The organism is Ectothiorhodospira marina, from assembly GCF_900109495.1.
Classification (GTDB): Bacteria; Pseudomonadota; Gammaproteobacteria; order Ectothiorhodospirales; family Ectothiorhodospiraceae; genus Ectothiorhodospira; species Ectothiorhodospira marina.
On sequence record NZ_FOAA01000015.1, the window covers coordinates 29,153 to 55,481 of the forward strand.

At 62.4% G+C, this 26,329-nt stretch carries 21 protein-coding genes and 1 tRNA gene; 19 read left to right on the forward strand and 3 right to left on the reverse strand.

Annotated elements, in window-relative coordinates; translation table 11 throughout:
• Nucleotides 1–135: 135 nt before the first annotated feature.
• Nucleotides 136–222: transfer RNA gene (locus tag BMY52_RS12185), tRNA-Leu, on the reverse strand.
• Nucleotides 223–317: 95 nt separating this feature from the next.
• On the opposite strand from BMY52_RS12185, the gene rnr reads away from it, so the two are divergent.
• The 11 genes from rnr (at nt 318) to katG (ending at nt 14,784) form a co-directional block, all read left to right on the forward strand.
• Nucleotides 318–2,651: a ribonuclease R gene (rnr, locus tag BMY52_RS12190; RefSeq protein ID WP_090254803.1), complete on the forward strand. Its 2,334-nt coding sequence runs from the start codon at nt 318–320 to the stop codon at nt 2,649–2,651.
• A gap of 4 nt (nt 2,652–2,655) precedes the next feature.
• Nucleotides 2,656–3,405 (forward strand): 23S rRNA (guanosine(2251)-2'-O)-methyltransferase RlmB, encoded by a 750-nt coding sequence (gene rlmB, locus BMY52_RS12195; protein WP_090254804.1) that lies wholly within the window; start codon nt 2,656–2,658, stop codon nt 3,403–3,405.
• A 170-nt stretch (nt 3,406–3,575) separates the two neighbouring features.
• Nucleotides 3,576–3,977: a 30S ribosomal protein S6 gene (rpsF, locus tag BMY52_RS12200; RefSeq protein WP_090254806.1), complete on the forward strand. Its 402-nt coding sequence runs from the start codon at nt 3,576–3,578 to the stop codon at nt 3,975–3,977.
• 36 nt (nt 3,978–4,013) lie between these two features.
• On the forward strand, nt 4,014–4,238 hold the full coding sequence (gene rpsR / locus BMY52_RS12205; protein WP_025280803.1) for a 30S ribosomal protein S18: 225 nt from the start codon (nt 4,014–4,016) through the stop codon (nt 4,236–4,238).
• Nucleotides 4,239–4,286: 48 nt separating this feature from the next.
• Nucleotides 4,287–5,207, forward strand: coding sequence for a YybS family protein (locus BMY52_RS12210; RefSeq protein ID WP_090254808.1), 921 nt, complete (start codon nt 4,287–4,289; stop codon nt 5,205–5,207).
• 53 nt (nt 5,208–5,260) lie between these two features.
• Entirely contained in the window at nt 5,261–5,710 is a 450-nt protein-coding gene (gene rplI, locus BMY52_RS12215) for a 50S ribosomal protein L9 (RefSeq protein ID WP_090254810.1), read from the forward strand.
• Between the two features lie 229 nt (nt 5,711–5,939).
• The gene (locus BMY52_RS12220; protein WP_090254812.1) at nt 5,940–8,591 is read left to right on the forward strand and encodes a replicative DNA helicase; all 2,652 of its coding nucleotides are present in this window, start codon (nt 5,940–5,942) and stop codon (nt 8,589–8,591) included.
• Nucleotides 8,588–9,670: an alanine racemase gene (gene alr, locus BMY52_RS12225; protein WP_090254815.1), complete on the forward strand. Its 1,083-nt coding sequence runs from the start codon at nt 8,588–8,590 to the stop codon at nt 9,668–9,670. Before BMY52_RS12220 ends, alr begins: the two co-directional genes overlap by 4 nt.
• A 70-nt stretch (nt 9,671–9,740) precedes the next feature.
• Nucleotides 9,741–10,979: an EAL and HDOD domain-containing protein gene (locus BMY52_RS12230; protein ID WP_090254817.1), complete on the forward strand. Its 1,239-nt coding sequence runs from the start codon at nt 9,741–9,743 to the stop codon at nt 10,977–10,979.
• 175 nt (nt 10,980–11,154) lie between these two features.
• The gene (locus tag BMY52_RS12235; RefSeq protein ID WP_090254889.1) at nt 11,155–12,360 is read left to right on the forward strand and encodes an O-succinylhomoserine sulfhydrylase; all 1,206 of its coding nucleotides are present in this window, start codon (nt 11,155–11,157) and stop codon (nt 12,358–12,360) included.
• A 237-nt stretch (nt 12,361–12,597) separates the two neighbouring features.
• Nucleotides 12,598–14,784, forward strand: a complete 2,187-nt coding sequence (katG, locus tag BMY52_RS12240; RefSeq protein WP_090254819.1) for a catalase/peroxidase HPI — start codon at nt 12,598–12,600, stop codon at nt 14,782–14,784.
• Nucleotides 14,785–14,937: 153 nt separating this feature from the next.
• Here katG and BMY52_RS12245 read toward each other — a convergent pair whose 3' ends face one another.
• Nucleotides 14,938–15,720 (reverse strand): ABC transporter substrate-binding protein, encoded by a 783-nt coding sequence (locus BMY52_RS12245; protein ID WP_177169952.1) that lies wholly within the window; start codon nt 15,718–15,720, stop codon nt 14,938–14,940.
• 294 nt (nt 15,721–16,014) lie between these two features.
• On the opposite strand from BMY52_RS12245, the gene BMY52_RS12250 reads away from it, so the two are divergent.
• The 8 genes from BMY52_RS12250 to BMY52_RS12285 all read left to right on the forward strand — a co-directional run bounded on the left by BMY52_RS12250 (nt 16,015) and on the right by BMY52_RS12285 (nt 24,749).
• Nucleotides 16,015–16,851 carry a sulfite exporter TauE/SafE family protein gene (locus BMY52_RS12250; protein ID WP_177169953.1) on the forward strand — a complete coding sequence of 279 codons (837 nt, stop codon included), beginning with the start codon at nt 16,015–16,017 and terminating at the stop codon, nt 16,849–16,851.
• On the forward strand, nt 16,851–17,636 hold the full coding sequence (locus BMY52_RS12255) for a DUF364 domain-containing protein (protein WP_090254823.1): 786 nt from the start codon (nt 16,851–16,853) through the stop codon (nt 17,634–17,636). The genes BMY52_RS12250 and BMY52_RS12255 overlap by 1 nt, the downstream gene beginning before the upstream one ends.
• Before the next feature lie 185 nt (nt 17,637–17,821).
• Entirely contained in the window at nt 17,822–18,619 is a 798-nt protein-coding gene (locus BMY52_RS12260; RefSeq protein WP_090254825.1) for a TOBE domain-containing protein, read from the forward strand.
• A 33-nt stretch (nt 18,620–18,652) separates the two neighbouring features.
• Complete coding sequence (gene modA / locus BMY52_RS12265) at nt 18,653–19,414, forward strand: molybdate ABC transporter substrate-binding protein (protein ID WP_090254827.1); 762 nt, start codon at nt 18,653–18,655, stop codon at nt 19,412–19,414.
• 94 nt (nt 19,415–19,508) lie between these two features.
• Nucleotides 19,509–20,207 carry a molybdate ABC transporter permease subunit gene (gene modB / locus BMY52_RS12270; RefSeq protein WP_090254829.1) on the forward strand — a complete coding sequence of 233 codons (699 nt, stop codon included), beginning with the start codon at nt 19,509–19,511 and terminating at the stop codon, nt 20,205–20,207.
• Nucleotides 20,204–21,271, forward strand: coding sequence for a molybdenum ABC transporter ATP-binding protein (gene modC / locus BMY52_RS12275; protein WP_090254830.1), 1,068 nt, complete (start codon nt 20,204–20,206; stop codon nt 21,269–21,271). The genes modB and modC overlap by 4 nt, the downstream gene beginning before the upstream one ends.
• A 38-nt stretch (nt 21,272–21,309) precedes the next feature.
• The gene (locus tag BMY52_RS12280) at nt 21,310–21,912 is read left to right on the forward strand and encodes a nitrogen fixation protein NifQ (protein WP_218140432.1); all 603 of its coding nucleotides are present in this window, start codon (nt 21,310–21,312) and stop codon (nt 21,910–21,912) included.
• 92 nt (nt 21,913–22,004) lie between these two features.
• On the forward strand, nt 22,005–24,749 hold the full coding sequence (locus BMY52_RS12285) for a cation-translocating P-type ATPase (RefSeq protein ID WP_090254834.1): 2,745 nt from the start codon (nt 22,005–22,007) through the stop codon (nt 24,747–24,749).
• Nucleotides 24,750–24,792: 43 nt separating this feature from the next.
• Here BMY52_RS12285 and BMY52_RS12290 read toward each other — a convergent pair whose 3' ends face one another.
• Entirely contained in the window at nt 24,793–26,064 is a 1,272-nt protein-coding gene (locus tag BMY52_RS12290) for a glycosyltransferase (protein ID WP_090254837.1), read from the reverse strand.
• Nucleotides 26,065–26,329 lie beyond the last annotated feature (265 nt).

Genomic DNA, 26,329 nt, shown 5'->3' on the forward strand with positions numbered 1-26,329 from the left:
CCGGTCCCGGGGGGAGTGCCCCCTCGGGGCTGGTGTGTGGGGTGCAATGGCGCTGGGCATTCGGGGATAAAGGGCGTACAATTCGCCCCTTCAAACGAAAACGGCCCGCTTTCGCGGGCCGTTTCATCACAAAGATGGTGCCGAGGAGAGGACTTGAACCTCCACGGGGTCTCCCCCACTAATACCTGAAACTAGCGCGTCTACCAATTCCGCCACCTCGGCCTGAGGCAGGTGTTTCCTGCGTTTCAGATGAGCGCGCATTCTAAACGATCGGGGATGTTTGTCAACACCCCAGCTTAAAATTATTTGGCGACTACATGACAAGAAAGAAAAAAACGATTCCCCAGGACCCCAACTTCGACAGAGAAGCCAAGAAGTACGAACGCCCCATTCCCAGCCGTGAACTGATCCTTCAGGTGATCGAGGACGCCGATGGCCCCATCAACTTCGAGCCGCTGGCCGAGCGCCTGCAGCTCCAGGAGGACGTGGATCTCGAGGCCTTGACGCGCCGCCTGCGGGCCATGGAGCGGGACGGTCAGTTGGTATGTAACCGGGCAGGCGGATGGCTGCCAGTGAACCAGTGCGACCTGGTGCGTGGGCGTGTGTCCGCTCACCCGGATGGTTTCGGATTCCTGATCCCCGATGAGGGGAAGGAAGACCTGTTCCTTTCTCCCCGGCAGATGCGGGCCCTGATGCACGGCGACCGGGCGGTGGCCCGGGTGATCGGCATCGATCGGCGCGGTCGCCGTGAAGGGGCGGTGATCGAGGTGCTGGAGCGCAACACCCAGCAGATCGTCGGACGCCTCACCGTGGAAGGGGGGATTGGCTTTGTGGATCCGGACAACAAGCGATTGCCACAAGACGTCCTGATCCCACCGGAATGCCTGGGCGGTGCCCAGCCGGGGCAGATCGTGGTGGTGCATATTCGTGAACAGCCCTCCAAGCGTACCCGGCCCATCGGCCAGATCGTGCAGGTGCTGGGCGAGCACATGGCGCCGGGGATGGAGATCGATATCGCCGTGCGCAACTACGGCCTACCCTTTGAATGGCCCGAGGCGGTCACCGAGGCAGCCGATGCTTTCGGCGCTCAGGTGGCGGAATCGGCCAAGAAGGGGCGTCTGGACCTGCGCGAGATGCCGCTGGTGACCATCGATGGCGAGGATTCCCGAGACTTCGACGATGCCGTGTATTGCGAATCCCTGGGCCGACGCGGCTACAAGCTGTGGGTGGCCATTGCCGATGTCTCCCACTATGTGCAACCCGAGGATGCCCTGGACCAGGAGGCCTACCTCCGGGGGACTTCCGTGTATTTCCCGGATCGGGTGATCCCCATGCTGCCAGAGGTGCTCTCTAACGGCCTGTGCTCCCTGAACCCGGATGTGGATCGCTTGTGCATGGTCTGCGAGATGACCATCAACTCCCGCGGTCGTATCACCGAATTTGATTTCCACGAGGCGGTGATGTGCTCCCATGCCCGCCTCACCTACACCGATGTGGCTCAGGTGTTGGTGGAGCGGGATCCCAAGGCAGTCGAGCGCCATGAGGCGGTCGTGCCGCATCTGGAAAACCTCTATGGGCTTTACAAGCTGCTGCGCAAGGCCCGGGATAACCGGGGCACCATCGACTTCGAAAGCACGGAGACCCGCATCATCTTTGGTGAGGATCGCAAGATCGAGCGCATCGTGCCCTACGAGCGCAACGACGCCCACAAGATCATCGAGGAGTGCATGATTGCCGCCAACGTGGCCACGGCCAAGTTCCTGCGGCGTCACCGCATGCCGACGCTGTTCCGTGTGCATGAGGGGCCGCGTGCGCAGAAGCTGAACGATCTGCGGGAATACCTGGGTGGTCTGGGCCTGTCCCTGGGCGGGGGAGATGAACCCACACCGGCGGATTTTGCCGAACTGCTGGATTCGGTGAAGGAGCGACCCGATGCCCACCTGGTGCAGATGGCCCTGTTGCGTTCCCTCTCCCAGGCCGTCTACAGCCCGGAGCGGTTAGGTCATTTTGGTCTGGCTCACGAAGACTATCTGCACTTCACATCGCCCATCCGTCGCTACCCGGACCTGCTTGTGCACCGGGGCATCCGTCATGTGCTGCAGGGGGGCAAGCCTCGGGAATTCGCTTACACCAAGGCGGATATGGTGGCGTTGGGCGAACATTGTTCCATGGCCGAGCGCCGCGCCGATGAGGCGTCTTGGGATGTGGAGGCTTGGCTCAAGTGCGAGTACATGCAGGATCGCGTGGGCGAGGTGTTCGATGGCGTGGTCAAGACCGTGACTTCCTTTGGTCTGTTCGTGGAACTCAAGGACATCTACGTGGAAGGCCTGGTGCACGTGACCAGTCTGTCCAACGACTATTACCACTTTGATCCGGCCACCCACTGCCTCAAGGGTGAACGCAGTGGCCGTCGTTACCGCATGGGCGACCCCATCCGGGTGCAGTTGGCTCAGGTCAACCTGGATGACCGCAAGATCGACTTCATCCCCGAGCCGGGTGAGGATGATTCCAGGGATGGCAAGGGCGATAAGAGTCGTGGTCGCAAGAAGGATAAGGCCGAAAAGGCTGCCGCTTCGGCTCATGACGAGGGCAAGACCAAGGCCAAGAGCCGTTCCGGTCGCCGCCGCAGTCGCAAGCGCACCGAGGGCTGAGTTCATGGCAGCCCTTGATGATGTCTTCGGCCTGCACGCTGTGGAGGCCCTGCTGCGCCAGTCTCCGGGGCGGGTGGAATCCCTGCAAGTGCAGTCGGGCCGCGTGGATGCCCGCATGCAGACGCTGCTGGATCAGGCAGCCCGGGCGAATATCCCGGTCACGCGCCTCTCCCGCCGGGATCTGGATGCCCAGGCTGGTGGCGCCACCCATCAGGGGGTGATCGCCCGGGCACATCCCGTGGCCACGCTGGGAGAGAAGGATCTGCCGGACGTGGTCATGGCCCCCCGGGGGGGCGGTCCGGTGTTGCTGCTGGTGCTGGATGGGGTAACCGATCCCCACAACCTGGGCGCCTGTCTGCGCACCGGTGATGCGGCGGGTGTGACCGCCGTGATCGCACCCCGGGACCGGGCCGTGGGCCTCACCCCGGTGGTACGCAAGGTGGCCTCGGGGGCGGCGGAGTCGGTGCCCTTCATTCAGGTGACCAACCTGGCCCGTACGCTGGATCTGCTCAAGGATCTGGGCGTGTGGACGGTGGGCACCACCGGCGAAGCCGAGACCGGGCTGTACGATGCCGACCTGACAGGCCCCGCGGCCCTGGTGCTCGGTGCGGAAGGGAAGGGCATGCGCCGCCTCACCGCCGAGCGCTGTGATGCCCTGGTGCGCTTGCCCATGCATGGGCAGGTGGAGAGCCTGAATGTGTCGGTGGCGGCGGGGGTGTGTCTGTATGAGGCGGTGCGCCAGAGAGGGGCGTGATTACGGCAGTGACCTGATATCCCGCCACGGGTGTGTTTTTCAGCGACGGTGGTCACCGATTGCTTAGAGCCGCTCGAGCGGTTAAGATTCCGCTTTTTGCCGGGCCCACCCGGCGTCTCTCCTTGCCTCACCGGATCGTCGGGAGGCTGATACCCGAAAGGAAAATCACAATGCGTCATTACGAAATCGTCTTCATGGTCCACCCGGACCAGAGCGAGCAAGTGCCCGCCATGATGGAACGCTATCGGGGGATCATCGAATCCGCCGAGGGCGAGATTCACCGCCTGGAAGACTGGGGCCGTCGTCAGTTGGCCTATCCCATCCAGAAGTTGCACAAGGCCCACTACGTGCTGATGAACGTGGAATGCCCCGAGGCCGCCCTGGAAGAACTGGTCAGTGCCTTCCGCTTCAACGATGCCGTGATCCGTCACCTGGTGATGTCCATGGATCGTGCCTTCACTGAAGTCTCCCCCCTGGCCAAGAACCGGGATGACGACGACAGCGACAGCAGCGCCCAGTCCTCCGACGACGACAGCGACGACGACTCCGGTCGTTCCGCGTCCGCTGACTGATCATCTTCCCGTTCCAACGTATTCCGAGGTAAGACCATGGCCCGTTTCTTCCGCCGTCGCAAGTATTGCCGTTTCACCGCCGAAGGCGTTGAGTTCATTGACTACAAGGATCTCAACACCCTGAAGAACTACGTCACCGAGACCGGCAAGATCGTCCCCAGCCGAATCACCGGGACCAGTGCCCGTTACCAGCGTCAGCTGGCCACTGCCATCAAGCGGGCACGCTTCCTGGCACTGCTGCCTTACTCTGACAACCACTAAGTTGGCTGGCCGTCCGGGCGCCCCTGTGGGCGCCGGGGGCAGGACCCCATGAAGCCTTTGGCGTCATTCATCATGCAGGGCCGCTTGCGGGCCGCCACGGCCACCGCTGGATTTGGGGTGGCTGGTCTGCTGCTGCCACCGCTGGCCCTGGTCAGCAGTTCGGTGGTCTCTCTGGTGACATTGCGCCTTGGTGCAGGGCAGGGGTTGGCCGTAGCCGCATTGGCTGCCCTTGTGTTTGCCCTGATCGCCTGGGTGGCGGGGCTCTCTCCGGCGGTTGGGGCGGTCACCGCCCTGATCCAGTGGCTGCCGGCCCTGGTACTGGCCGAGGTGCTGCGCAGGACCTTCTCCTGGGCGATCACCTTGTCGGTGGGTATCGGCATCGGTTGCGGCGTCATCCTGTTGCTGCATGCCGCCGTTCCTGACCTGCCGCGGATGTGGCTGGCAGTGCTGGAGCAGGCTGTAGGGCCGTTGTTCGAGCAGTCGGGTGTGACCGGCGGTGAACGCCAGCAGGCCTTTCTGCAGGCGGCCTCACTGATGACCGGCATGCTGGCGGCGGTGTCCTTGCTGGCGCTGAGTGCGGGGCTCCTTCTGGCCCGTTACTGGCAGGCGGTCTTGTACAACCCCGGCGGTTTCCGGGCGGAATTTCACGCCCTCAGCCTGGGACGCGTGCCGGCCATGATGCTGGTGGGACTGTTGCTGGTTGCCTGGCTCACCGATTCATACCTGCTGTTCGAATTGTCGCTGGTGTTTTTGATGGCTTTCTTCCTGCATGGGTTGGCGGTCATTCATGGCACCAACGCCAGGATGAAGCTCAGCCGGATCTGGCTGGTGTTCACCTATGTGCTGCTGGCCCTGGCCTTGCCACAGATGGTGATTCTGCTTGCCACCCTGGGGGTGATGGACAGCTTCCTGGACCTGCGTGGCCGACTGACCCGGGCCCAGCCCGAAGACAAGTCCGACGATACCTGATGCCCGACCTCTCGGCGGGCAACGCATTTGATTCTTGATTGAGGTAAAAACCGATGGAAGTCATTCTCCTGGAAAAGGTGGAAAACCTGGGCAACCTGGGTGACAAGGTGCGCGTGCGTGCCGGCTATGCCCGTAACTACCTGCTGCCCCAGGGCAAGGCCAAGTTTGCCACCGAAGCCAACCTTGCCGAGTTCGAGGCCCGTCGCGCCGAACTGGAAAAGGCCGCTGCCGCTGCACTGGCTGGGGCTGAGGCCCGCCGTGACAAGCTGGAAGCCATGACGGTCAACGTGACCGCCAAGGCCGGTGGTGAAGGCAAACTGTTTGGTTCCGTGGGCCCCGCTGATATTGCGGATGCGGTGAATGCCGCTGGTGGCGAGTTGGAAAAGCGCGAAGTGCGCATGCCCGATGGCCCGCTGCGGGTGGTGGGTGAGTACGAGATCGCCCTGCAACTCCACACCGACGTGAAGGCCACCCTGAAGGTGGTTGTGTCCGGCGAGGAGTGATCTCCGACGCCACGCTCCCGGGGATTTTCGGGGGGCGTGGTCTTGGGGGAGCTTGCGTGGGAGCGGCCCCTGGCCGCGAGGGAGGCGAAGGGTCCGGTGTTCCGGGCTGAGCCTGGCCCTCGCGGCCAGGGGCCGCTCCCGCGTTGGGCGGTCTCCAAACCCTATGACTGTCCGGGGAGGGTATACTTCCCCTGACCAGCGGTTGCCCGATCTCTTCCGGTAGAACGCCATGTACGAAACACCCCCGCCGCCCCATTACGATACCGATACCTCATCGCTCAAGATACCGCCCCATTCCATTGAGGCGGAACAGGCGGTGCTCGGTGGTCTCATGCTGGAGAACGAGGCCTGGGACACGGTGGCCGATGCCGTGGCCGAGGTGGACTTCTATCGACATGATCATCGGCTGATCTTCCGCGCCATCTCCGAACTGGCGGGCCGCAATGCCCCCTTCGACGTGGTGACCATTTCCGAACGCCTGGAATCCCGTGGCGAACTGGATGAGGCGGGGGGGCTGGCCTATCTGGGCCTGCTGGCGCGGGACACCCCCAGTGCCGCCAATATCGCTGCCTACGCCGAAATCGTGCGCGAGCGTTCGGTGGTGCGCCAGCTCATCAGCGTGGGCACCGGTATTGCCGACAGTGGTTTCAAGCCCGAGGGCCGGGACAGTCAGCAACTGCTGGATGAGGCGGAACAGAAGGTCTTCAAGATCGCTGAACAGGGCCAGCGTTCCCGTCAGGGTTTCCGCGGTATGCGCACCCTGCTCAAGTCCACCGTCGAGCACATCGAGATGCTGTTCGAGCAGGACACCCCCATCACCGGTCTGTCCACCGGATATGATGAGTTCGATGAGATGACCTCCGGCCTGCAGCCGGGCGACCTGGTGATCATGGCCGGACGCCCCTCCATGGGTAAGACGTCGTTTGCCATGAACATGGCCGAATATGCCGCCCTCAAGCAGCAGTATCCGGTGGCCGTGTTCAGCATGGAGATGCCCGGGGAGCAGCTGGCCATGCGACTGTTGTCGTCCCTGGGGCGCATCAATCAGCAACGGCTGCGTACCGGTCGTCTTGAGGATGATGACTGGCCTCGGTTCTCCAGCGCCGTGTCCATGCTCTCCGAGGCGCAACTCTACATTGATGACAGTCCAGCCCTGTCCCCGAACGACCTGCGTGCCCGGGCCCGGCGGCTCATGCGCGAGCACAAGAAGTTGGGGCTGATCGTGGTGGACTACCTGCAACTCATGCAGGTACCCGGGAGCGCCGAGAACCGCACCAACGAGATCTCGGAAATCTCCCGAGGGCTCAAGGCCCTGGCCAAGGAAATGAACGTGCCGGTGATTGCGCTCTCGCAGCTCAACCGCAGCCTGGAACAGCGCCCCAACAAGCGGCCGGTGATGTCGGATCTGCGTGAATGCGTGACCGGAGACACTCTGGTCGTGCTGGCCGACGGTACCCGCTTGCCCATCGCTGAACTTGCAGGCAGAACCCCTGAAGTGATTTCAGTGGATGCCCGGGGATGTATGCAACCTGCGGCAACGGACCTTGTCTGGCCCGTGGGGCGAAGACGGGTACTGAAAATCAGCCTGGCCAGCGGTCGTACCATTCGCTGTACCCCGGATCATCGTCTGAGGTCGCTGTGGGATTGGAAAACCGCAGGGGATATTCAGCCCGGGGATCGCCTGGGTGTCGCGAGGAGGTTGCCTGAGCCGGAAACGACGGAAAGCTGGTCTGAGCATGAGATCGTTCTGCTAGCCCATCTGCTGGGTGATGGCAGTTATATCAGGCATCAGCCATTGCGCTACACCACCGCCAGCGAGGATAACAGCCATGTGGTGACCATGGCGGCCAGATCCATGGGATCCACTGTCAATCGTCATGCAGGGCGTGGTCATTGGCATCAGTTGGTGATCAGTGGAAATGGGAATCGCTGGCATCCCGCGGGGGTCGGGCGCTGGCTGAAGGAGTTAGGTATTTTTGGGCAGCGTTCCAGGGAAAAGCGGGTGCCTGTGGGTGTATTCAGTTTACCCAACCAGCAGTTGGCCTTGTTTTTAAGGCATCTCTGGGCCACTGATGGCAGCATGACGCTGACTGCCAATGGACGGAGCAGAATCTATTTCTCCACGGTGAGTGAAATCCTGATTCGTGATATTGCAGCGCTATTGCTGCGTTTTGGAATAGTTGGCCGCATCCAGCAGGTCAAAAAATCTGGAGGGGAGGGCTGGTTCACCCTGGATGTTTCAGGTGCTGCGCAGCAAAGAATGTTCATCGAACAGATCGGCGCGTTTGGTCACCAGATCAGGAACGCTGAGTCCATCCTGGCCAGGTTAAGCGGCATTAAAGATAACTCCAATGTCGATACCCTGCCTTCAGAGGTGTTTGACTACATACGAGAGCAGATGACCCTGCAGGGTATCAGCCATCGTCGTATGGCGGGTATGCGCGGAACCGCCTACGGAGGCAATTCGCATTTTTCATTCTCTCCATCGCGGGAAACGCTCTTGAGCTACGTGGATATCCTGGGAGACGAACGCCTCAGGCAGATCGCCAATGCAGAATTGTTCTGGGATCGGGTGGTATCGGTTGAGCCGGCGGGAGATGAGGAAGTTTTCGATCTGACCGTACCCGGCAATGCCTGCTGGCTGGCCGACGGAATTGTCAGTCATAACTCCGGCGCCATCGAGCAGGATGCCGACCTGATCGTCTTTATCTATCGGGACGAGGTCTACAACGAGGACAGCCCGGACAAGGGTACGGCAGAGATCATCATCGCCAAGCAGCGTAACGGTCCCATCGGGGTGGTGAGGCTCACCTTCCTGGGGCAATACACCCGGTTCGAGAATTACGTGCCGGAGATCTACTCCAACGAGGCCTTCTCGTGAAGCGGGCTGCCTGGGCGCATCTGCGGCTGAGTGCCCTGGAGCATAATCTGCGGCGGGTGCGGGAGATGGCGCCCGGCCGTCAGGTGATGGCCGTGATCAAGGCCGAGGCCTATGGGCACGGGCTCATGCGAGTGGCCGATGTGCTGGCGCCGATGGCGGATGGGTTTGCCGTGTCCTGCATGGATGAGGCAGATGCCCTGCGGGGGGCGGGGTTCCGCTTGCCCCTGCTGGTGATGCAGGGTTTCAAGAACGAACGGGAACTGCGCCAGGCCGCGCATCAAGAGATTGCCGTGGTGGCACACGACGAGACCCAGCTTCGCCTGCTGGAGACCACGCCGCTCTCCAACTCCCTGAAGGTCTGGCTCAAGCTGGATACCGGCATGGGGCGCCTGGGTTTCCCCACTCAGCGCGCTGCCGCAGTGTATGGGGGGCTGCAACGGTGTGCCCAGGTGATGCAACCACCGGTATGGATGACTCACCTGGCCTGCGCCGATGAACCCGAGCGTCCGGAGAATACCGCCCAACTGGAGCGTTTCGAGGCTGCCACCGAGGGCCTGCCTGGTTTGCGTAGCCTGGCCAACTCCGCGGCCATTCTCTCCTTGCCGCGAAGTCATGGGGACTGGGTGCGTCCCGGCATCATGCTCTACGGGGCCTCACCCCTGGCCGACCGGGATCCCGCTCGGCATGGTCTGGAACGGGTGATGCACCTGCAGGCGCCGCTGGTGGCGATTCAGGATCGAGCCATGGGAGATACCGTGGGCTATGGTGCCACCTTCCAGTGCACAAGGCCCACCCGGGTGGGCGTGGTGGCCATCGGCTACGCGGACGGTTATCCCCGGCACGTGCCCAACGGCACGCCAGTGATGGTGAGGGGGCGGCGTGCCCCGTTGATCGGTCGCGTGTCCATGGACATGATCACCGTGGATCTGACGGACCACCCTCAGGCTGCCGTGGGTGACCCGGTCACCCTCTGGGGCGAGGGCCTGCCGGTGGACGAGATCGCGGCCGCCGCCGAGACCATCAGTTACGACCTGCTCTGTGCCGTGGCCGATCGTGTGCAGGTCACCTCCCAATCCTGAGCCAAAGCCCTTCCACTTCCACCATTTCCCGCTTGCTGATAGCCTGTCCACCTCCCAGGAGCGAGCAGGCATGGATTCAGCACATCACCTTGAAGCGGGCACCTATATTGCCCGGCAACCGATCTATAACCAGCAGTTGGGCGTTTACGCCTATGAACTGCTGTTTCGCACGGCCACGTCCCCTGGCAGCGCCACAGCCAGTGACGCGGCCACCTCCCATGTGATGCTCAGCGCATTCGGCGAGATCGGTCTGGATGCCTTGGTGGGCAGTCGCATGGCTGCCATCAACATGACCTGGCGCCTGATGAGTGAATTGCGGGAACTGGCGGTTCCCGCCGGTCGCATGGTCCTGGACCTGCCGCCTTCGTTGCCCTGTGACGATAAGGCGCTGGAGTTGCTGCGCGGGTTGTCGGGGCAGGGCTATGTGCTGGCCCTGGACGATTATCTTCCCGGTACGTCACGGGATGCCCTGCTGCCTGTGGTACATCAGGTGAAGATCGACACTGCTCAATCCCGGCCCGATGATCTGCATTGCATCTTTAAAGGCTTGAAGTCGGCCCGGGTGGAACGAGTGGCCAAAAAGGTGGAAACCCTGGAGGACTATGAATTCCTGCGGGACATGGGCTTTGATTATTTCCAGGGTTATTTTCTCAGTCGCCCCCGGGTGTTTCGCGCGGTCAACCTGCCCACCGGCAAGCTCACCGTGTTGCGTTTGCTGGCGCGGTTGCAGCAGCCGGAGATGGATGTCCATGAACTGCAGCATCTGATTGCTCAGGATCCGGGGCTGGCCTTCAAACTACTCAAGTTGATCAACTCCCCCTTCTTTGGCCTCAATCGTCAGGTGGACTCCCTGGCCCGGGCCATCCTCATCCTGGGTCATCGCAAGCTGGTCACCTGGGCCTGCATGCTGGTGCTCAGCGGCCTGCAGGATCGACCGCCGGGCCTGGTGCACCTGTGCCTGCAACGCGCCGGCCTGTGCGAACGCATCGCCCGCATGGCCGGCCGTCGTCCGGTGGAGCGCTACTTTACGGCCGGTCTCTTCTCGGCCCTGGATTTGGTGATGGAACGCCCCTTGCCGCAGGTGATCGCCCCCCTGCCTCTGGATGATGAAATCAAGCGTGCCCTACTGGAGGGGGAAGGCGAGTTGGGCGAGGTGGTGGCCTGTGCCCGGGCCTGCGAGACCGAACAAATAGAAGCGGTGATCTTTGATGATCTGCCCCGAGAAGACATCATGAATGCGCTACTGGAGGCCGGTCAGTGGGCGGACGCTGTTCAGTCGGTTTCCATTGCCGATACCGTGCGGCGTTGACAGGTCCATTCGAGCCTCTTAAATTGACAAGCATCAGTCAGCGCCTGGCGCTGACCCTTGAGCGGCGCCGATTTGATCCAGCTTGCGGGCGCCTTACAAATACGGCTAAATCGGGTGACGACCCGTTTTGGCGGGTTTTTTTGTGCCCGACGGGGCGGGCGAGGGCAATCCCACCATGGAACATCCCCTGAACGATCCCGGTGAACCCACCGAGGGCTTCGATACCCGGGCCATCCGCGCCGGTCAACGGCGTGGCCCCGAACAGGAGCATTCCGACCCCATCTACGCTACCTCCAGCTTCGTGTTCGCCAGTGCGGCAGAGGCCGCAGCACGTTTTGCCGGTGACGAGCCGGGCAATATCTACGCCCGGTTCACCAACCCCACGGTACGCACCTTTCAGGATCGGCTGGCGGCCCTGGAAGGCGGGGAGGCCTGTGTGGCCACCGCCTCGGGGATGGCGGCCATCCTGTCCACCTGTCTGTCCCTGCTCAAGGCCGGCGACCACATCGTGTCCTCGCGCTCGGTGTTCGGCTCCACCACCAACCTGTTCAGCAATTACCTCACCCGCTTTGGTATCGAGGTGACCTACGTCCCGCTGGGGGATCTGGCTGCCTGGGAGGCCGCCATCCGCTCCGAGACCCGTCTGCTGTTTGCCGAAACCCCGTCCAACCCCCTCACCGAGCTGGTGGATATCCGGGCCCTGGCCGACCTGGCGCACGCCCATGGGTGTCTGCTGGCCATGGATAACTGCTTCTGTACCCCGGCCCTGCAACGTCCGCTGGAGATGGGGGCCGACCTGGTGATCCACTCCGCCACCAAGTACCTGGATGGCCAGGGGCGATGCGTGGGGGGCGCCGTGGTGGGTGATGCCGAGCGGGTGGGCAAGGAGGTGTTCGGCTTCCTGCGCACTGCCGGACCCACCATGAGCCCCTTCAATGCCTGGGTGTTTCTCAAGGGGCTGGAGACCCTGCGTCTGCGCATGCGGGCCCACAGTGAATCCGCGCTGGCCCTGGCCCAATGGCTGGAAGCGCAACCCGGCGTGGCGCGCGTCCACTATCCTGGCCTGCCGTCCCACCCGCAGCATGCCCTGGCCACTCGTCAGCAGGCCGCTTATGGCGGCATCGTCGCCTTCGAGGTGAAGGGCGGGCGTGAACAGGCCTGGCAGGTGATCGACAGTACGCGCCTGCTCTCCATCACCGCCAACCTGGGGGACGCCAAGACCACCATCACCCACCCGGCCACCACCACCCACGGCCGCATCAAGCCCGAGCAACGGGAGATCCAGGGGATCGGTGAATCCCTGATCCGCGTGGCGGTGGGCCTGGAGGATCTCGAGGACATCCAGCGGGATCTGGCGCGAGGGATCGACCGGCTTTGCTGAGGCGTGTAGATAGTTACGATCTATCAGAATCATCCGCATCCTGCATTTGAATTTATCGGTCCCATACCCTATAACTCTAAGGGCAGAACAATTGAACATTCGGCAGGCTGACCCCGTCCAAGGGGTGTCTGCCAGACATCCTGGTCAGGGGATGGCCGTCGGATCCTATCCGGGCTGCCCAGGGCATTCGGGGTGACGGTTCAGTACATAACGATCAAGCAAGAAACGGAGGAAGAAATGGGCGGAAATGACGTCAAGAGTGCAGGCAAGTGCCCCATCATGCATGGTGGCAATACCGCAACCGGTAACGACAACATGGATTGGTGGCCCAATGCACTGAACCTGGACATCCTTCACCAGCACGATACGAAGACCGACCCCATGGGTGAGGACTTCGACTACGCTGAGGAATTCAAGAAGCTGGACCTGGCGGCCGTCAAACAGGATCTGCGCAATCTGATGACCGAGAGCCGGGACTGGTGGCCGGCGGACTGGGGCCATTACGGCGGTCTGATGATCCGCATGGCCTGGCATGCCGCGGGCACTTATCGTATCGCCGATGGTCGTGGAGGCGCCGGCACGGGTAACCAGCGCTTCGCCCCCATCAATAGCTGGCCCGACAACGGCAACCTGGACAAGGCCCGCCGCCTGCTGTGGCCCATCAAGAAAAAATACGGCAACAAGCTGTCCTGGGCCGATCTGATCGTCCTGGCCGGCAACGTCGCCTACGAATCCATGGGATTCAAGACCTTCGGGTTCGCTGGCGGTCGGGCCGACATCTGGCACCCGGAGAAGGACACCTACTGGGGCTCCGAAAAGGAGTGGCTGGCCGAAAGCTCCAACCGCTACGAGAGCGACGACCGCGAGAGCCTGGAAAATCCCCTGGCCGCGGTGCAGATGGGTCTGATCTACGTGAACCCGGAGGGCGTCGACGGCAACCCCGATCCGCTGCGAACCGCCCAGGACGTGCGTACCACCTTTGCTCGCATGGCCATGAATGACGAGGAAACCGTGGCCCTCACCGCCGGCGGTCACACCGTGGGCAAGTGCCACGGTAATGGCGATGCCTCCAAGCTGGGCCCTGACCCGGAAGCGGCCGATGTGGAAGAGCAGGGCCTGGGTTGGCGCAATCCCCAGGGCAAGGGCTTTGGGCGCGACACCATCACCAGTGGCATCGAAGGTGCCTGGACCACCCATCCCACCCAGTGGGACAACGGCTACTTCAAGATGCTCTTCGAGCATGAGTGGGAGTCCAGGAAGAGTCCGGCGGGTGCCTGGCAGTGGGAGCCGGTGGACATCAAGGAAGAAGACAAGCCGGTGGACGTGGAGGACCCCTCCATTCGCTACAACCCCATCATGACCGACGCCGACATGGCCATGATCAAGGATCCGGTCTATCGTGAGATCTCCGAGCGTTTCTACAACGATCCGGAATACTTCAACGAGGTCTTCGCCCGCGCCTGGTTCAAGTTGACCCACCGTGACCTGGGGCCCAAGAGCCGGTATCTGGGCCCGGAAGTGCCTCAGGAAGACCTGATCTGGCAGGACCCGGTGCCCAAGGTGGACTACACCCTGAGCGATGCCGAGGTGGCAGATCTGAAGGATAAGCTGCTCAATAGCGGTCTGAGCGCCTCGGAACTGATCACCACCGCCTGGGACAGCGCCCGCACCTTCCGCTGCTCCGACTACCGGGGCGGTGCCAACGGTGCCCGCATCCGCCTGGCCCCCCAGAAGGACTGGGAAGCCAACGAGCCCGAGCGTCTGCAAAAGGTGCTGGGGGTGCTGGAAGGCATCCAGTCCGGCCTGAGCAAGCCGGTGAGCCTGGCCGATCTGATCGTGCTGGGTGGCACGGCTGCAGTGGAAAAGGCTGCCCGGGATGCCGGGTTCAATGTCACGGTACCGTTTGCACCGGGTCGTGGTGATGCCACTGAGGAGATGACCGACGCCGAATCCTTCGACGTGCTCGAACCCCTTCACGATGGCTATCGCAACTGGCTGAAGAAGGACTACGTGGTCTCTGCCGAGGAGATGATGCTGGACCGCACGCAGCTGATGGGCCTGACCGCTCCCGAGATGACCGTGCTGGTCGGCGGCATGCGGGTACTGGGCACCAACCATGGTGGCACGAAGCACGGGGTCTTCACGGATCGGGAAGGGGTGCTGACCAACGACTTCTTCGTGAACCTGACCGACATGGCCAACACCTGGAAGCCCAAGGGCAACAACCTCTACGAGATCGTCGATCGCAAGAGCGGCAACGTGAAGTGGACGGCCACCCGGGTGGATCTGGTCTTCGGGTCCAACTCCATCCTGCGTTCCTACGCCGAGGTGTATGCCCAGGACGATTCGAAGGAGAAGTTCGTCAAGGACTTCGTGAAGGCCTGGACCAAGGTGATGAACGGGGATCGTTTTGATCTGAAGTAAGTCGTTTTTTCGCCCAAGACCCTCTCCCGCTGGTGGGGGAGGGCAACCAAGGGGCGGATGGGCCTTGCAACGTGCAAGCCCATCCGCCCCTTTTTTTGTTATCCAAGCGCTCCCGGCCACTCGCCACCCGGACCGCCAGGGGCTCTGTTTGCATCAATTTGATGGGATGCATCGTGATGCGGAATATGCCTTCGCATCAGGAAGGAACAAGGTTTCTCCAAAGTGATCTTTCTTGAAATTCTGGATCCCCATTTGCGTGGCCTCCGAGCAGGCCCAGTGGATGAAGGCCTTGGCCAGGTCATGATTGACGCCGTGCACATTGCCAGGGTGCATCGGCAAAAGACTCATTGGGTTGAGCAGGAGAGGGTGCTGTTGCACTAGCGGTACCAAAGAGATCTCGGCCTTCAAGGTGAGATAGGTCACCCTGTCGATCAATACATGACAACCCAGATGGTTCGCTTGTCTTAGGGTGGCCTGATTGCCCTGATGGCCTCGGGAATAGGATTGATATCCTGCCCATCCAGCCTCGATATCGGCGTGTGCCAGGAGCTCCTTTTCCTTGATGTGTGTGCCTGATGAATCGGCCCGACTCAAGAACGGTAGGCTCTGTTGAGCCATGACCTGGAAGGCTCTCACGGGTGACAGCTGGCGAATGTCCCCTGGATCATCGGTCGGGCCGAGAATGAGGAAATCGGTAGACATCAGCGCATGACGCCCTGTGGCGTAACCTGCCTGGACAAAGCGGATTTCCTGCGCGGGTGCATGTACCAGCAATAGGTCAGCCAGACCCTTCATGGCTTTTTCCATGGCCTGGCCGGTTCCCGCTGCGGTGACGCGCACCTCGACACCATGCTGTTGGAGAAAACCTTGCGCCAACCAGTCCGTCATCCCTGCTTCCACCGGGCTGATGGTACTCACTAAACGCAAATGCATCATGTCACTCCCAATCATTGCACTCAGGGCATCTGCTGTGTTTTAGCAGGATACGGGCCACCTGCTTGTCATGTAGTGCGCGACCCTGTTATTCGGCTTTTCCGGCCCATGCCTCTGGTCAACTGACGAGTCATTTGTGGGAAAAGGCGCGCATCGTTATGTCATTTTGTATACAACGCTACAACCGGGAGGAGGCTGGAGGCCGCCAGATCCCGGAATGACTGTATGGCCCGGATATTGCTTTACAGCCATAAAACATGCTTCTGATCGTTCATTTTGCTTTTTATGGGGGAGTCCATGGCACAGCCGGATATCAAGTTGAGCTCAGGGAAGGCGCACGGCCAGGCCTTTGGATGGGGTGCTGCCATCGGCAGCCTCGGGGGATTGATCGGGTTGGGTGGGGCGGAGTTTCGTCTGCCGGTACTGGCGGCCGTCTTCCGATTCAGGATGCTGGACGCCATCATCATCAATCTCATGGTCAGTCTGGTCACGGTGATCTTCGCCTTTCTGTTTCGCATCGGTATGACGGGTATCGTCGATCTGCTGCCCTATCTGTGGGTGGTGGCCAATATCCTGGCCGGTTCGCTCATCGGCTCATGGATGGGGGTGCATTTCGCCACCCGGGTCAATGAGCGCCTGCTCACCCAGGTGGTGGTCGTCTTTCTGGTCTTTCTGAGTATCGTGCTGATGGGCCATGAGCTGATCTTCAGCGGACTGGGCCTGGATATTCCCCTCGCTTTGGCGGTGGTCCTGGGGTTCCTGGCCGGGATCGTGATCGGGCTGTTCAGCAGCATGCTGGGGGTGGCCGGTGGTGAACTCATCATCCCCACCATCCTGCTGCTCTATGGCCTGGACATCAAAGTGGCCGGCACCCTGAGCCTGGCCATCAGCATCCCCACCATCTTGATGGGGTTGTCCCGCTACCGGGCGCGGCAGACCTTCGATGAATTGAATCAATTCGGTGGCTTCATCGGCTGGATGGCGGCGGGGTCGATCCTGGGCGCCCTGATCGGTGCCTTGTTGATGGTGTACACACCCAGTACGGCCCTGCATGTGCTCCTGGGGGGCATCCTGCTCATTTCCGCCTGGAAGCTGGCCAAGGTGAAATTGCGCGCGCCCCAGGAGGCCAGCTGATGCATCCCAGCCCCTGGTCGATCTACGAACGGCTGGAAGAGGCCGCCGCCGGGAAAGCTCGCGTCCGGGAGGTGCTCATCGGTCTCACCTGGACCCTGTGCGAGAGTGATCAGGGGTTTGGCCTGGCCATGAGCCCGTTCCACGGCACCCGCACGCTGCCCTGGCCGGGCACGCTGGCGGGCCGCTCAGTGCGTGAACTAAGCCCCTGGATACGCTCATGGAATCCCCACGAGGCCGTCGTGGGCATGGCCGCCATCAACGCGGTGATCAATCCCGGCTCCCCGCTTGCCGCTGCGGCCACGCCCATTCCGGTTCAGGGGTCCGCGAATCTGGCGGTATTTCAGCATTTTGCCCCGCAACTCGTCGGGCGCCGCGTGGTGGTCGTGGGGCGCTACCCGGGGCTGGACTCCCTGGCCCTGGACTGTCAGTTGACGGTGCTGGAACGTCAGCCCGGCGCCGATGATCTGCCCGACCCGGCTGCCGAGTATGTGCTGGGAGAGGCAGACTGGGTCTTTCTGACCGCCACCAGCCTGATCAACAAGACCTTTCCCCGCTTGGCCGCCTGTGCCCGGGGGGCCACCCTGGTGCTCATGGGCCCCACGGTCCCATGGCTTGGGGCGTTGGCGGACTGGGGCGTGGACTATCTGGCGGGGGTGCACGTGGTGGACGGCACGCACCTGCGACAAACGGTGGGCGAGGGGGGCGGTACACGGATCTTTGAGACGGGGGTTCGCTATGCCGTGATCCGTTTGATGCAGAACGGCGACCCCTGTCCTTGTTTGTAGTAAAGCCCACACGCCGCTAGCTGTTGGATATGAAGATAAATAATATTTAAAACAGTAATTTAGGTTTGTTGAGTACAGTTGGCCCGAAACATGCATAATCAACATCCGGCACGCAGTGCATTTTCCCCGGCTGCATGTCATGCGTTATATACAGAAAAACATAACGACAACCCACAAGGTCCCCCATGCAACCGGAAATCGAAGGTCAGTTCTGGTTCAAGCTGCAAGGCAAGCCCTTTCTGGGCAGCGCCCGGATTCAGCTGCTTGAGCAGGTGGCGGCCACCGGCTCCATCTCGGCGGCCGCGCGTGCCATCGGCATGAGCTACAAGGCGGCCTGGGATGCCATCGACGCCATGAACAACCTGTCTGATCAGCCCCTGCTGAAACGCCAGGCGGGTGGACGCCATGGTGGCGGCACCCGGCTCACGGCCCATGGCGAGCAGGTGATTGCCCAGTACCGGGCGGCCGAGAAGGCCTACCAGGCGTTTCTGGAGCACATGGCCCAGTCCACCGGCGAACTGGGGGATGTCTGGACACTGATGAGGAAACTCTCCATGCGTACGACAGCAAGAAATCACTATCAGGGCAAGGTCTCCCGGATCACGCAAGGCGCGGTCAGCGATGAGGTGACAGTGGACATCGGCCAGGGCCTGGAGGTCCACGCGGTGGTCACCCACGAGGCAGGGCAGGAGCTGGGTCTGGAGCAGGGCAGGGCGGTCCATGTGCTGATCAAGTCCTCGTTCGTGGTCCTGGGCGAGGTCACCGGCGACATGCGCGTGTCCGCCCGCAACCGTCTGCCGGGTACCGTCGCCCACGTGGAGGCCGGCCCGGTGAACGCGGAGGTCAAGCTGGACCTGGGTCATGGCCGTGTGCTCACCGCCATCGTCACCCGAGAGGCCCTGGACGAGGGCTGGCTCACCCAGGGGGCCGAGGCCTGCGCCCTGATCAAGGCCTCCCACGTGCTGTTGGCCGTCAACGACTGAAGTCTACTATTCCAATCAAGCAGAGGATGACCCATGAAACCCGTACAACTTGTCGTCTTTGCCACTCTCCTGGGCATTGGTATCACAACAGCCACCGCCGCTGAACTCCGAGCTGCCGTGGCCGCGAATTTTCTCGGCACTGCACAAACGCTGACTGCCGCCTACGAGGAAAAGACCGGCCACACGATCCACATCAGCGCCGGTTCATCGGGTGCCCTGTATGCCCAGATCAGCAATGGTGCGCCCTTTGATCTGTTCTTCTCGGCCGATGCCCGTCGTCCGGAAACACTGGTGACGGACGGCGTGGCGCTGGAGGAGACCCGGTTCACCTACGCCGTCGGTGTGCCCGTCCTGTGGTCCAGTCGGACGGATTACATGGACGACCCCGAAACCTTGCTACACAACGGAGATTTTCGTTTTCTGACCATTGCCGACCCCAGAAATGCGCCCTATGGCGTGGCCGCCCAGCAGATTCTCGGAGGCATGGGTGTCTGGGATGCACTGAACGAGGAGGGTCGGCTGGCGCGGGCCCAGTCCATCGGCCAGGCCTACAGTCAGGTGGCCTCGGGGGCGGCGGAACTGGGGTTCGTCGCCCTGTCCCAGGTCAAGGCCGACGATGGCTCCATCCCTGGGTCCCACTGGATTCCATCCGCGGAGTTATTCGAGCCCATCGAACAGCAGGCAGTGATTCTCAAGCGAGCTGCCGACATGGATGTGGCTCGGGAGTTCATGGCCTGGATGCGGAGCCCGGAAGCCGTGCGGATGATTGAAGCCGCAGGTTACAGCGTACCCTGACCCGTCATGCCTGCCCGACGCCCGGAGCGACCCTTTGCACCGGGCATCGGGCATCGGGTAGGACCTTCATTGACCCCCGATTACTTCGGATACCATGATGCCGATATCGTTATCTCCCCAAGATGTCACGGCCCTTTGGGTCACCTTCAAGCTTGCGGTCATCAGTACATCCATATTGCTGGTGCTTTGTGCACCAGTGGCCTGGTGGCTTGCCCACACTCAATGGCGAGGCAAGGTGGTCGTGGAAGCACTGGTCATGTTGCCACTGGTTCTGCCCCCCACCGTGCTCGGGTTTTATCTTTTGCTCTTGCTGGGACCTCATGGGTGGGTGGGGGGGACCCTAGAATCCATGGGTTTCCAGCATCTGGCCTTCAGTTTTACCGGCCTGGTCATCGGTTCCATGATTTATTCCCTGCCGTTTGTCATGCAACCACTCACCAATGCCTTCCAGGCGACCGGCAAGCGTGTGCTGGAGGTGGCTTCCACCTTGCGGGCTTCGCCGCTGGATCGTTTCTTCACTGTGGTGGCTCCACTGGCAAGACGAGGGTTTCTCACCGCTGCTGTGCTCTCCTTTGCACACACTCTGGGTGAATTTGGCGTCATCATCATGGTGGGTGGCAACATTCCCGGTCAGACCCAGGTGGCCTCCATCGCCATCTACGATCATGTGGAGGCCATGGATTATCAGTCGGCACACGCGCTGGCCCTGATTCTGGTGGTGCTCTCGTTTTCGCTGCTGCTGGCTGTCTATGCATTAAATCGGAAATTCAAGGTGGTGGGGGTGGCGTCATGAGCATCCAGGCCAGATTCCATCTGCAGCGGGGCGCATTTTCTCTGGATGTGGATCTCCACATCCCCGGGCGAGGGGTCACCGCCCTGTTCGGTCGCTCGGGTTCCGGCAAGACCACCATCCTGCGTTGTCTGGCGGGCCTGGAGCGCATACAAGAGGCGCACCTGCAATTCAACGGAGATCTCTGGCAGGGTGGGGAATACTTCATGCCGGTGCATCAGCGGCCCCTGGGGTACGTTTTCCAGGAAGCGAGCCTGTTTCCGCACCTCAGCGTCAGGCATAACCTGCTCTACGGATTCAAGCGCATTGCCGCCGAGGAACGCCGCGTACAACTGAATGATGTGGTGAGTCTGCTGGGGCTGGAGAGCTTGCTGAGCCGATTTCCGGATGCGCTATCTGGCGGTCAGCGTCAACGGGTGGCCATTGGCAGGGCTCTGCTCACCAGTCCTCGACTACTGCTCATGGACGAGCCCATGGTGTCTCTGGACGAGACCAGCAAGGGGGAAATACTGCCCTACCTGGAGCGGTTACGGGATGAGCTTTCCATCCCGGTGGTCTACGTCAGCCACGCCATCGAGGAAGTGGCCCGCCTGGCGGACCACATGGTGTTGCTGGAGAATGGTCGCGCCCTGGCTCAGGGCCCGCTGCAGGCCCTGCTCACCCGCACCGACCTACCTCTGGCACACAGCGAACAGGCCTCGGCGGTGATCGAGGGCACGGTGGCCGCGCACCACGAGCCCGATCATCTGACGGAAATGGCCTTCCCCGGCGGCACTTTGCTCATCTCTCATCAAGACCGTGCCATTGGAACCCCCTTGAGAGTGCGCATCCTGGCACGGGATGTCTCCGTGGCTCTGGAGCGCCCCGAGTCCAGTAGCGTGCTCAACTCGATTCCGGCGAAAATCACACAGATCAGTGAGGATCCCCACCCGGGTCATGTCATCCTGAATCTGGCGGCGGGAGAGCATCATTTACTGGCCAGGATCAGCGCCTGCTCCTGCCGGCAATTGGACCTGTCCCCGGGCCAATCCATATGGGCGATGGTCAAGGGCATTGCCGTCGCATGAGTGCCGCGATCCCATCATCCATGAGCGAGGGTCCTGTCATGGCATCCAATTCTCATCCGCTGGCCGACCCGAACACGCACCGGCGTGACCGTTTGCTGGCATTGCCAGGGCGGGGTGACCCCTTCGACCGCCACGTGCTGGCCTGCGCCCTGGCGGCGGCGCTGGAAGACGTGGAGCAGTCCCGGGAGGCCTCCTTGAATGCAAGCCTGGGGCTCCCCGCCGACCGGCTGGACCACCTGCTGGATCAGTGCTTCCCTGGCTTTGACGCACTGGAGCCCGAAGTCACACGGGACGGTGAGGCGGGCGAGGGCGCCATCGAGGAGGCAGACCTTCGCAGCCTGCTGATTGATCATGTCTCGCATCCAGGCGATGTGGCCCTATGGCTGGCGCACATCATTGCACGTCGTGCCCTCAAACCGGGCCATCTATGGCAGGGCCTGGGGCTGGATGTGCGTGCGCAGCTTTCCACCCTGATGACGCGACATTTCCCCGCCTTGGCGGATCAGAACGTGCACAACATGCGCTGGAAGAAGTTCTTCTACCGTCAGCTATGTGGCCGGGAAGGCATACCGATCTGCAAGTCCCCGGTGTGTGGGGATTGTCCGGATTACCGGGCGTGTTTCATGCCGGATAATGATTGACTCCATGCGACCGTGGCCGGCATTACGGTACACTCGGGGGTTTGACATCAGCCATCTTGCCGAAATGCGCTCGGCTTTGGAGTTCTCCTCCCATGGATCAACCGATGCAGGATGATTGGTACCAGCGGCCTTGCAGCGAGGTGCTGGAAACACTGGAAACCCAGGAGCATGACGGCCTCACGGACGAGCAGGTTCGGGAACGTCTGGCCACCTACGGCCCCAATACCCTGGCCACTGCGAAGGCCATGTCGTGGTTCAAACGGCTGCTGCTGCAGTTCCACAACCCGCTGATCTACATCCTCCTGATCGCCACCGTCGTGACCCTGGTCCTGGGGGAATACGTGGACTCGGGGGTCATCTTTGCCGTGATCCTGATCAACGCCATCATCGGTTATGTGCAGGAATCCAAGGCCGAGGATGCCATCCAGTCCCTCAAGCACATGCTCTCCTCCACCGCCACGGTGATGCGGCAGGGACAGCGCATGGAGGTGCCGGCCGCTGAACTGGTACCTGGTGACATCGTTCTGCTGGCCTCCGGCGATAAGGTGCCGGCCGACATGCGCATGGTGTCGGCCCGCGATCTGCAGATCGATGAGTCCACCCTCACCGGCGAGTCCGTGGCTGTGGAGAAGCAGTCCAAGCCATTGGACTCGAACACCGTGCTGGCGGATCGCAGCAACATGGCCTTTGCCGGCACCCTGGTGACCTATGGAACGGGCCGGGCCGTGGTGACCGCTACGGGGAACCGCACCGAGACCGGCAAGATCGCGGATATGATCAGTGAGGCGGTGAGCCTGGAAACGCCACTCACCCGCAAGATCAATGCTTTCAGCCGGGTGCTGCTCTGGGTGATCCTCGTGCTGGCTGGGGTCACCTTCGGTGTGGGCCTGCTTTACGGTCAGTCCTGGGTGGACACCTTCATGGCCGCCGTGGCCCTGGCGGTCGCTGCCATACCTGAAGGGCTGCCGGCGGTGGTGACCATCACCCTGGCCATCGGCGTGCGCCGCATGGCCCTGCGCAATGCCATCATTCGCAAGCTGCCGGCGGTGGAGACCCTGGGTTCCACCACGGTGATCTGTTCCGACAAGACCGGCACCCTCACCGAAAACCAGATGACGGTACAGCGCATCCTGGTCGACGATACCACCTTCGAGTTGAGCGGCGCCGGGTACGAACCCCAGGGTCAGATCCTCCAGGACGGCGAACCGTTGGCCGGGCCCGTTGCCGGGCATGAAGCCCTCTATCAGTGCCTGTTGGCGGGCCTGCTGAGCAATGACAGTGAGCTGGTGGAACAGGAGGGGCGCTGGACCGTGCAGGGTGATCCCACCGAGGGGGCATTGATCACCAGCGCCCTCAAGGCGGGCATGGAGCGGCACCCCCTGCGACGTGAGCTGAAAAGGGTCGATGCGATTCCCTTTGAGTCGGACCGTCAGTACATGGCCACCCTGCATCGCCATGAGGGCGGCTATCGGGTGTACATGAAGGGGTCCGCGGAGCGGGTGATTGCCCACTGCGACCGCATCATGACTGCCGATGGTGAATTGCGTCCCCTGGATTCCAAGCGGCTGCATGAGCAGGCCGATCAGCTGGCGGCCCAGGGGCTGAGGGTGCTGGCCTTTGCCATGCGCGAATCGGACCTGGACCACCTCCAGGTGCCCGATCCGGAGCGCGCCGAGGATCGTCTGATCTTTCTCGGCTTGCAGGCCATGATCGATCCGCCTCGGGAAGCGGTGGTGCATTCGGTGGAAACCTGCCGTCAGGCCGGTATCCGGGTGAAGATGATCACCGGTGACCACGCCCTGACGGCCCGTGCCATTGCCGAGCGTATCGGTATCCTCCGCGACGGGGAACAGGCATCACAACAAGTCCTGACAGGGCGTGAGTTGGGCAACATGACGCCGACGGAATTGGCGCGGGCCAGCGAGGCGGTGTCGGTGTTTGCCCGGGTGGCCCCGGAACAGAAACTGCAGCTGGTGGAGGCGTTGCAGGCCCAGGGGCATGTGGTGGCCATGACCGGCGACGGGGTCAATGATGCCCCGGCCCTGAAGCGGGCCAACATCGGTGTGGCCATGGGGATCAACGGGACCGAGGTCTCCCGCGACGCCTCCGATATGGTACTGGCGGATGATAACTTCAGTTCCATCGAGGCGGCCGTGGAAGAAGGCCGCAATGTCTTCGATAACCTGCTCAAGTTCATCACCTGGATCCTGCCCACCAACCTGGGGCAGGGCCTGGTGATCATGGTGGCCGTTTTGCTGGGTGTGACGCTGCCGGTGTTGCCGGTGCAGGCGCTGTGGCTGAATATGACCACGGCGGTGTTCCTGGGTCTGATGCTGGCCTTCGAACCACGGGAGCCCGGGATCATGGGCCGGGCGCCCCGTCAAACGAATATGCCCATCCTCAACGGCGAGACCATCGGGCGCATCTTCTCGGTGAGCGCCTTGCTGTTGCTGGGGGCCTTTGGCCTGTTCCAGTGGTCGCTGATGCAGGGCGCCAGCATCGAGGAGGCGCGCACCCTGGCGGTGAGCCTGTTCGTGGTGGTGCAGAGCTTCTTCCTGCTCAATTGCCGCTCGCTCACCCGCAGCGTGTTCCAGACCCACCCGTTCTCCAATCACTGGATCTGGTGGGGCATCACTGGCATGGCGGTGGCGCAGTTGCTGTTCGTCTACACGCCGTTCATGAACCTGCTGTTCCAGAGCGCCCCCCTGAGCCTGAGTCAGTGGGGATTGATTCTGGCGTATGGCGTGGTGGTCCTGCTTCTGGTGGAGCTGGAAAAGGCTGTCTGGCGCTGGCGACACCCGGAGAAAAAAACGGTGGCTGCCAAGACCAGGGCGTGATCTCCTGCGCAACGCAATGCGGTGTGCGGAAAGGCCGGTGGTCTCAGGGTGGGGCACCATCCCACGCGCTGCTGCGTCGCTGGCCGGCGGCGGCAACCCCCGGTGCGGGCCTGGGAGAAAGGGCCTCATCGTAGAGAGCCAGCAGCCGGTCGAGTGTCTGTTCCCAGGCGTAGCCTGAGGCCAGCACGTGATGCCGTGCCGCCGCCCCCAGGGTTTGGTGTTGCACTGCCACCTGCCGGATATGGCCAGCCATGGCTTCAGCATCCCCCACCGGACCCAGTCGTCCCCGGTCCGGTCGCACATGTTCTTTCAGGGCGCCGGCCTCGACCCCCACCACCGGCAGGCCGCTGGCCTGGGCCTCGACCACCGACAGGCCGAAGGTCTCGTGGGGGCCGGCGGTGACGTAGATATCGGCGCTCGCCAGGGCGCGGGCATAGGCGGGCCGGTCCGACTCGTAGTCCAGTAGTCGCAGCCCTGGCAGGTCGCGCGCCCGGGTCTCCAGGGCCTCCCGGTGCGGACCGGCCCCCATCATTGCCATCACGAAGCGCGGCCCATCAGAGGGCCCATCCCGGTTCAGGCACTCGAAGGCCCGGGCCAGTGTGAGCACATCCTTCTCCCCATCCAGACGGCCGCAGTAGAGCAGCAGGATGTCCTCCGGGTCCAGTCCGAGCTCGGCGCGCCAGCTGGAGTCCCGGCGTGCGGGGTTGAAGAGCAGCGTATCCACGCCCAGGGGCACGATGTGAGTGCCGCCCACGCCGTATTGGCGCAGGCGATCGGCCTGCTGGCCCGTGGCGGCCAGGGTGAGGTCGCAGTGGCGAAAGACGCGGCCGAAGAGACGTCGGGCCGTGGACTCCATACCCTGGCCAGCCTTGTCTCCCCATGTGCCCGGAAGGGCGGACAGGCGACGGCGTAGCGGGGCGCCCACATAGGCGCTGGCGATGTCGGTATGGAAGTAGGCGGCTACCAGGGGCCGGTGACCCGCCTGCAACCGGTCGGCCCGGTAGCGGAAAGCCGCCCAGGGGCAGGTGAAGAAACTCCCCAATTCCACCGCATCCGGTGCCGCCTCCCGCAATGCCCGAAGCACCCGGTGGGGGCGCGTGAAGAAACGGTAGGGATGACAGCCAGGGATCAGGGGGGATTGGATCTCGATGCGAGTGAGGCGGCCATCCTGGATGATCCGGTCCCGTTCACCGGGGATGATGAGCACATGCTCGTGTTCGGTATGTCGGGCGATGTGCTGCCGCTTGGCATCGATATAGGTGCGGATGCCTCCGCTGGTCTCGGTATAGGCCAGGGTGAGGTCGCAATGGCGCATGGGGTTTCCGTGGGGTGTGGTGAGGCCGCAGGTGGTCGGATTGATGAGTCTACCGAAACCCTGGCAGTCGTCCTATGGCCAGATGGGGTTTATCCCCCCCGGACTTCAGGTTCAATCCGGTTTCGCGGTACACAATTCACTGCTAGGAGCATGAAACCAGCCCCCGCCGACGAGCGGGTCAACACCGTCATCACCCATTTCCCCACCCGTTCCGCCTACTGGACAGAACGGGTGGGGATCATAGTGATCTGCTCTGCTAGCGTTG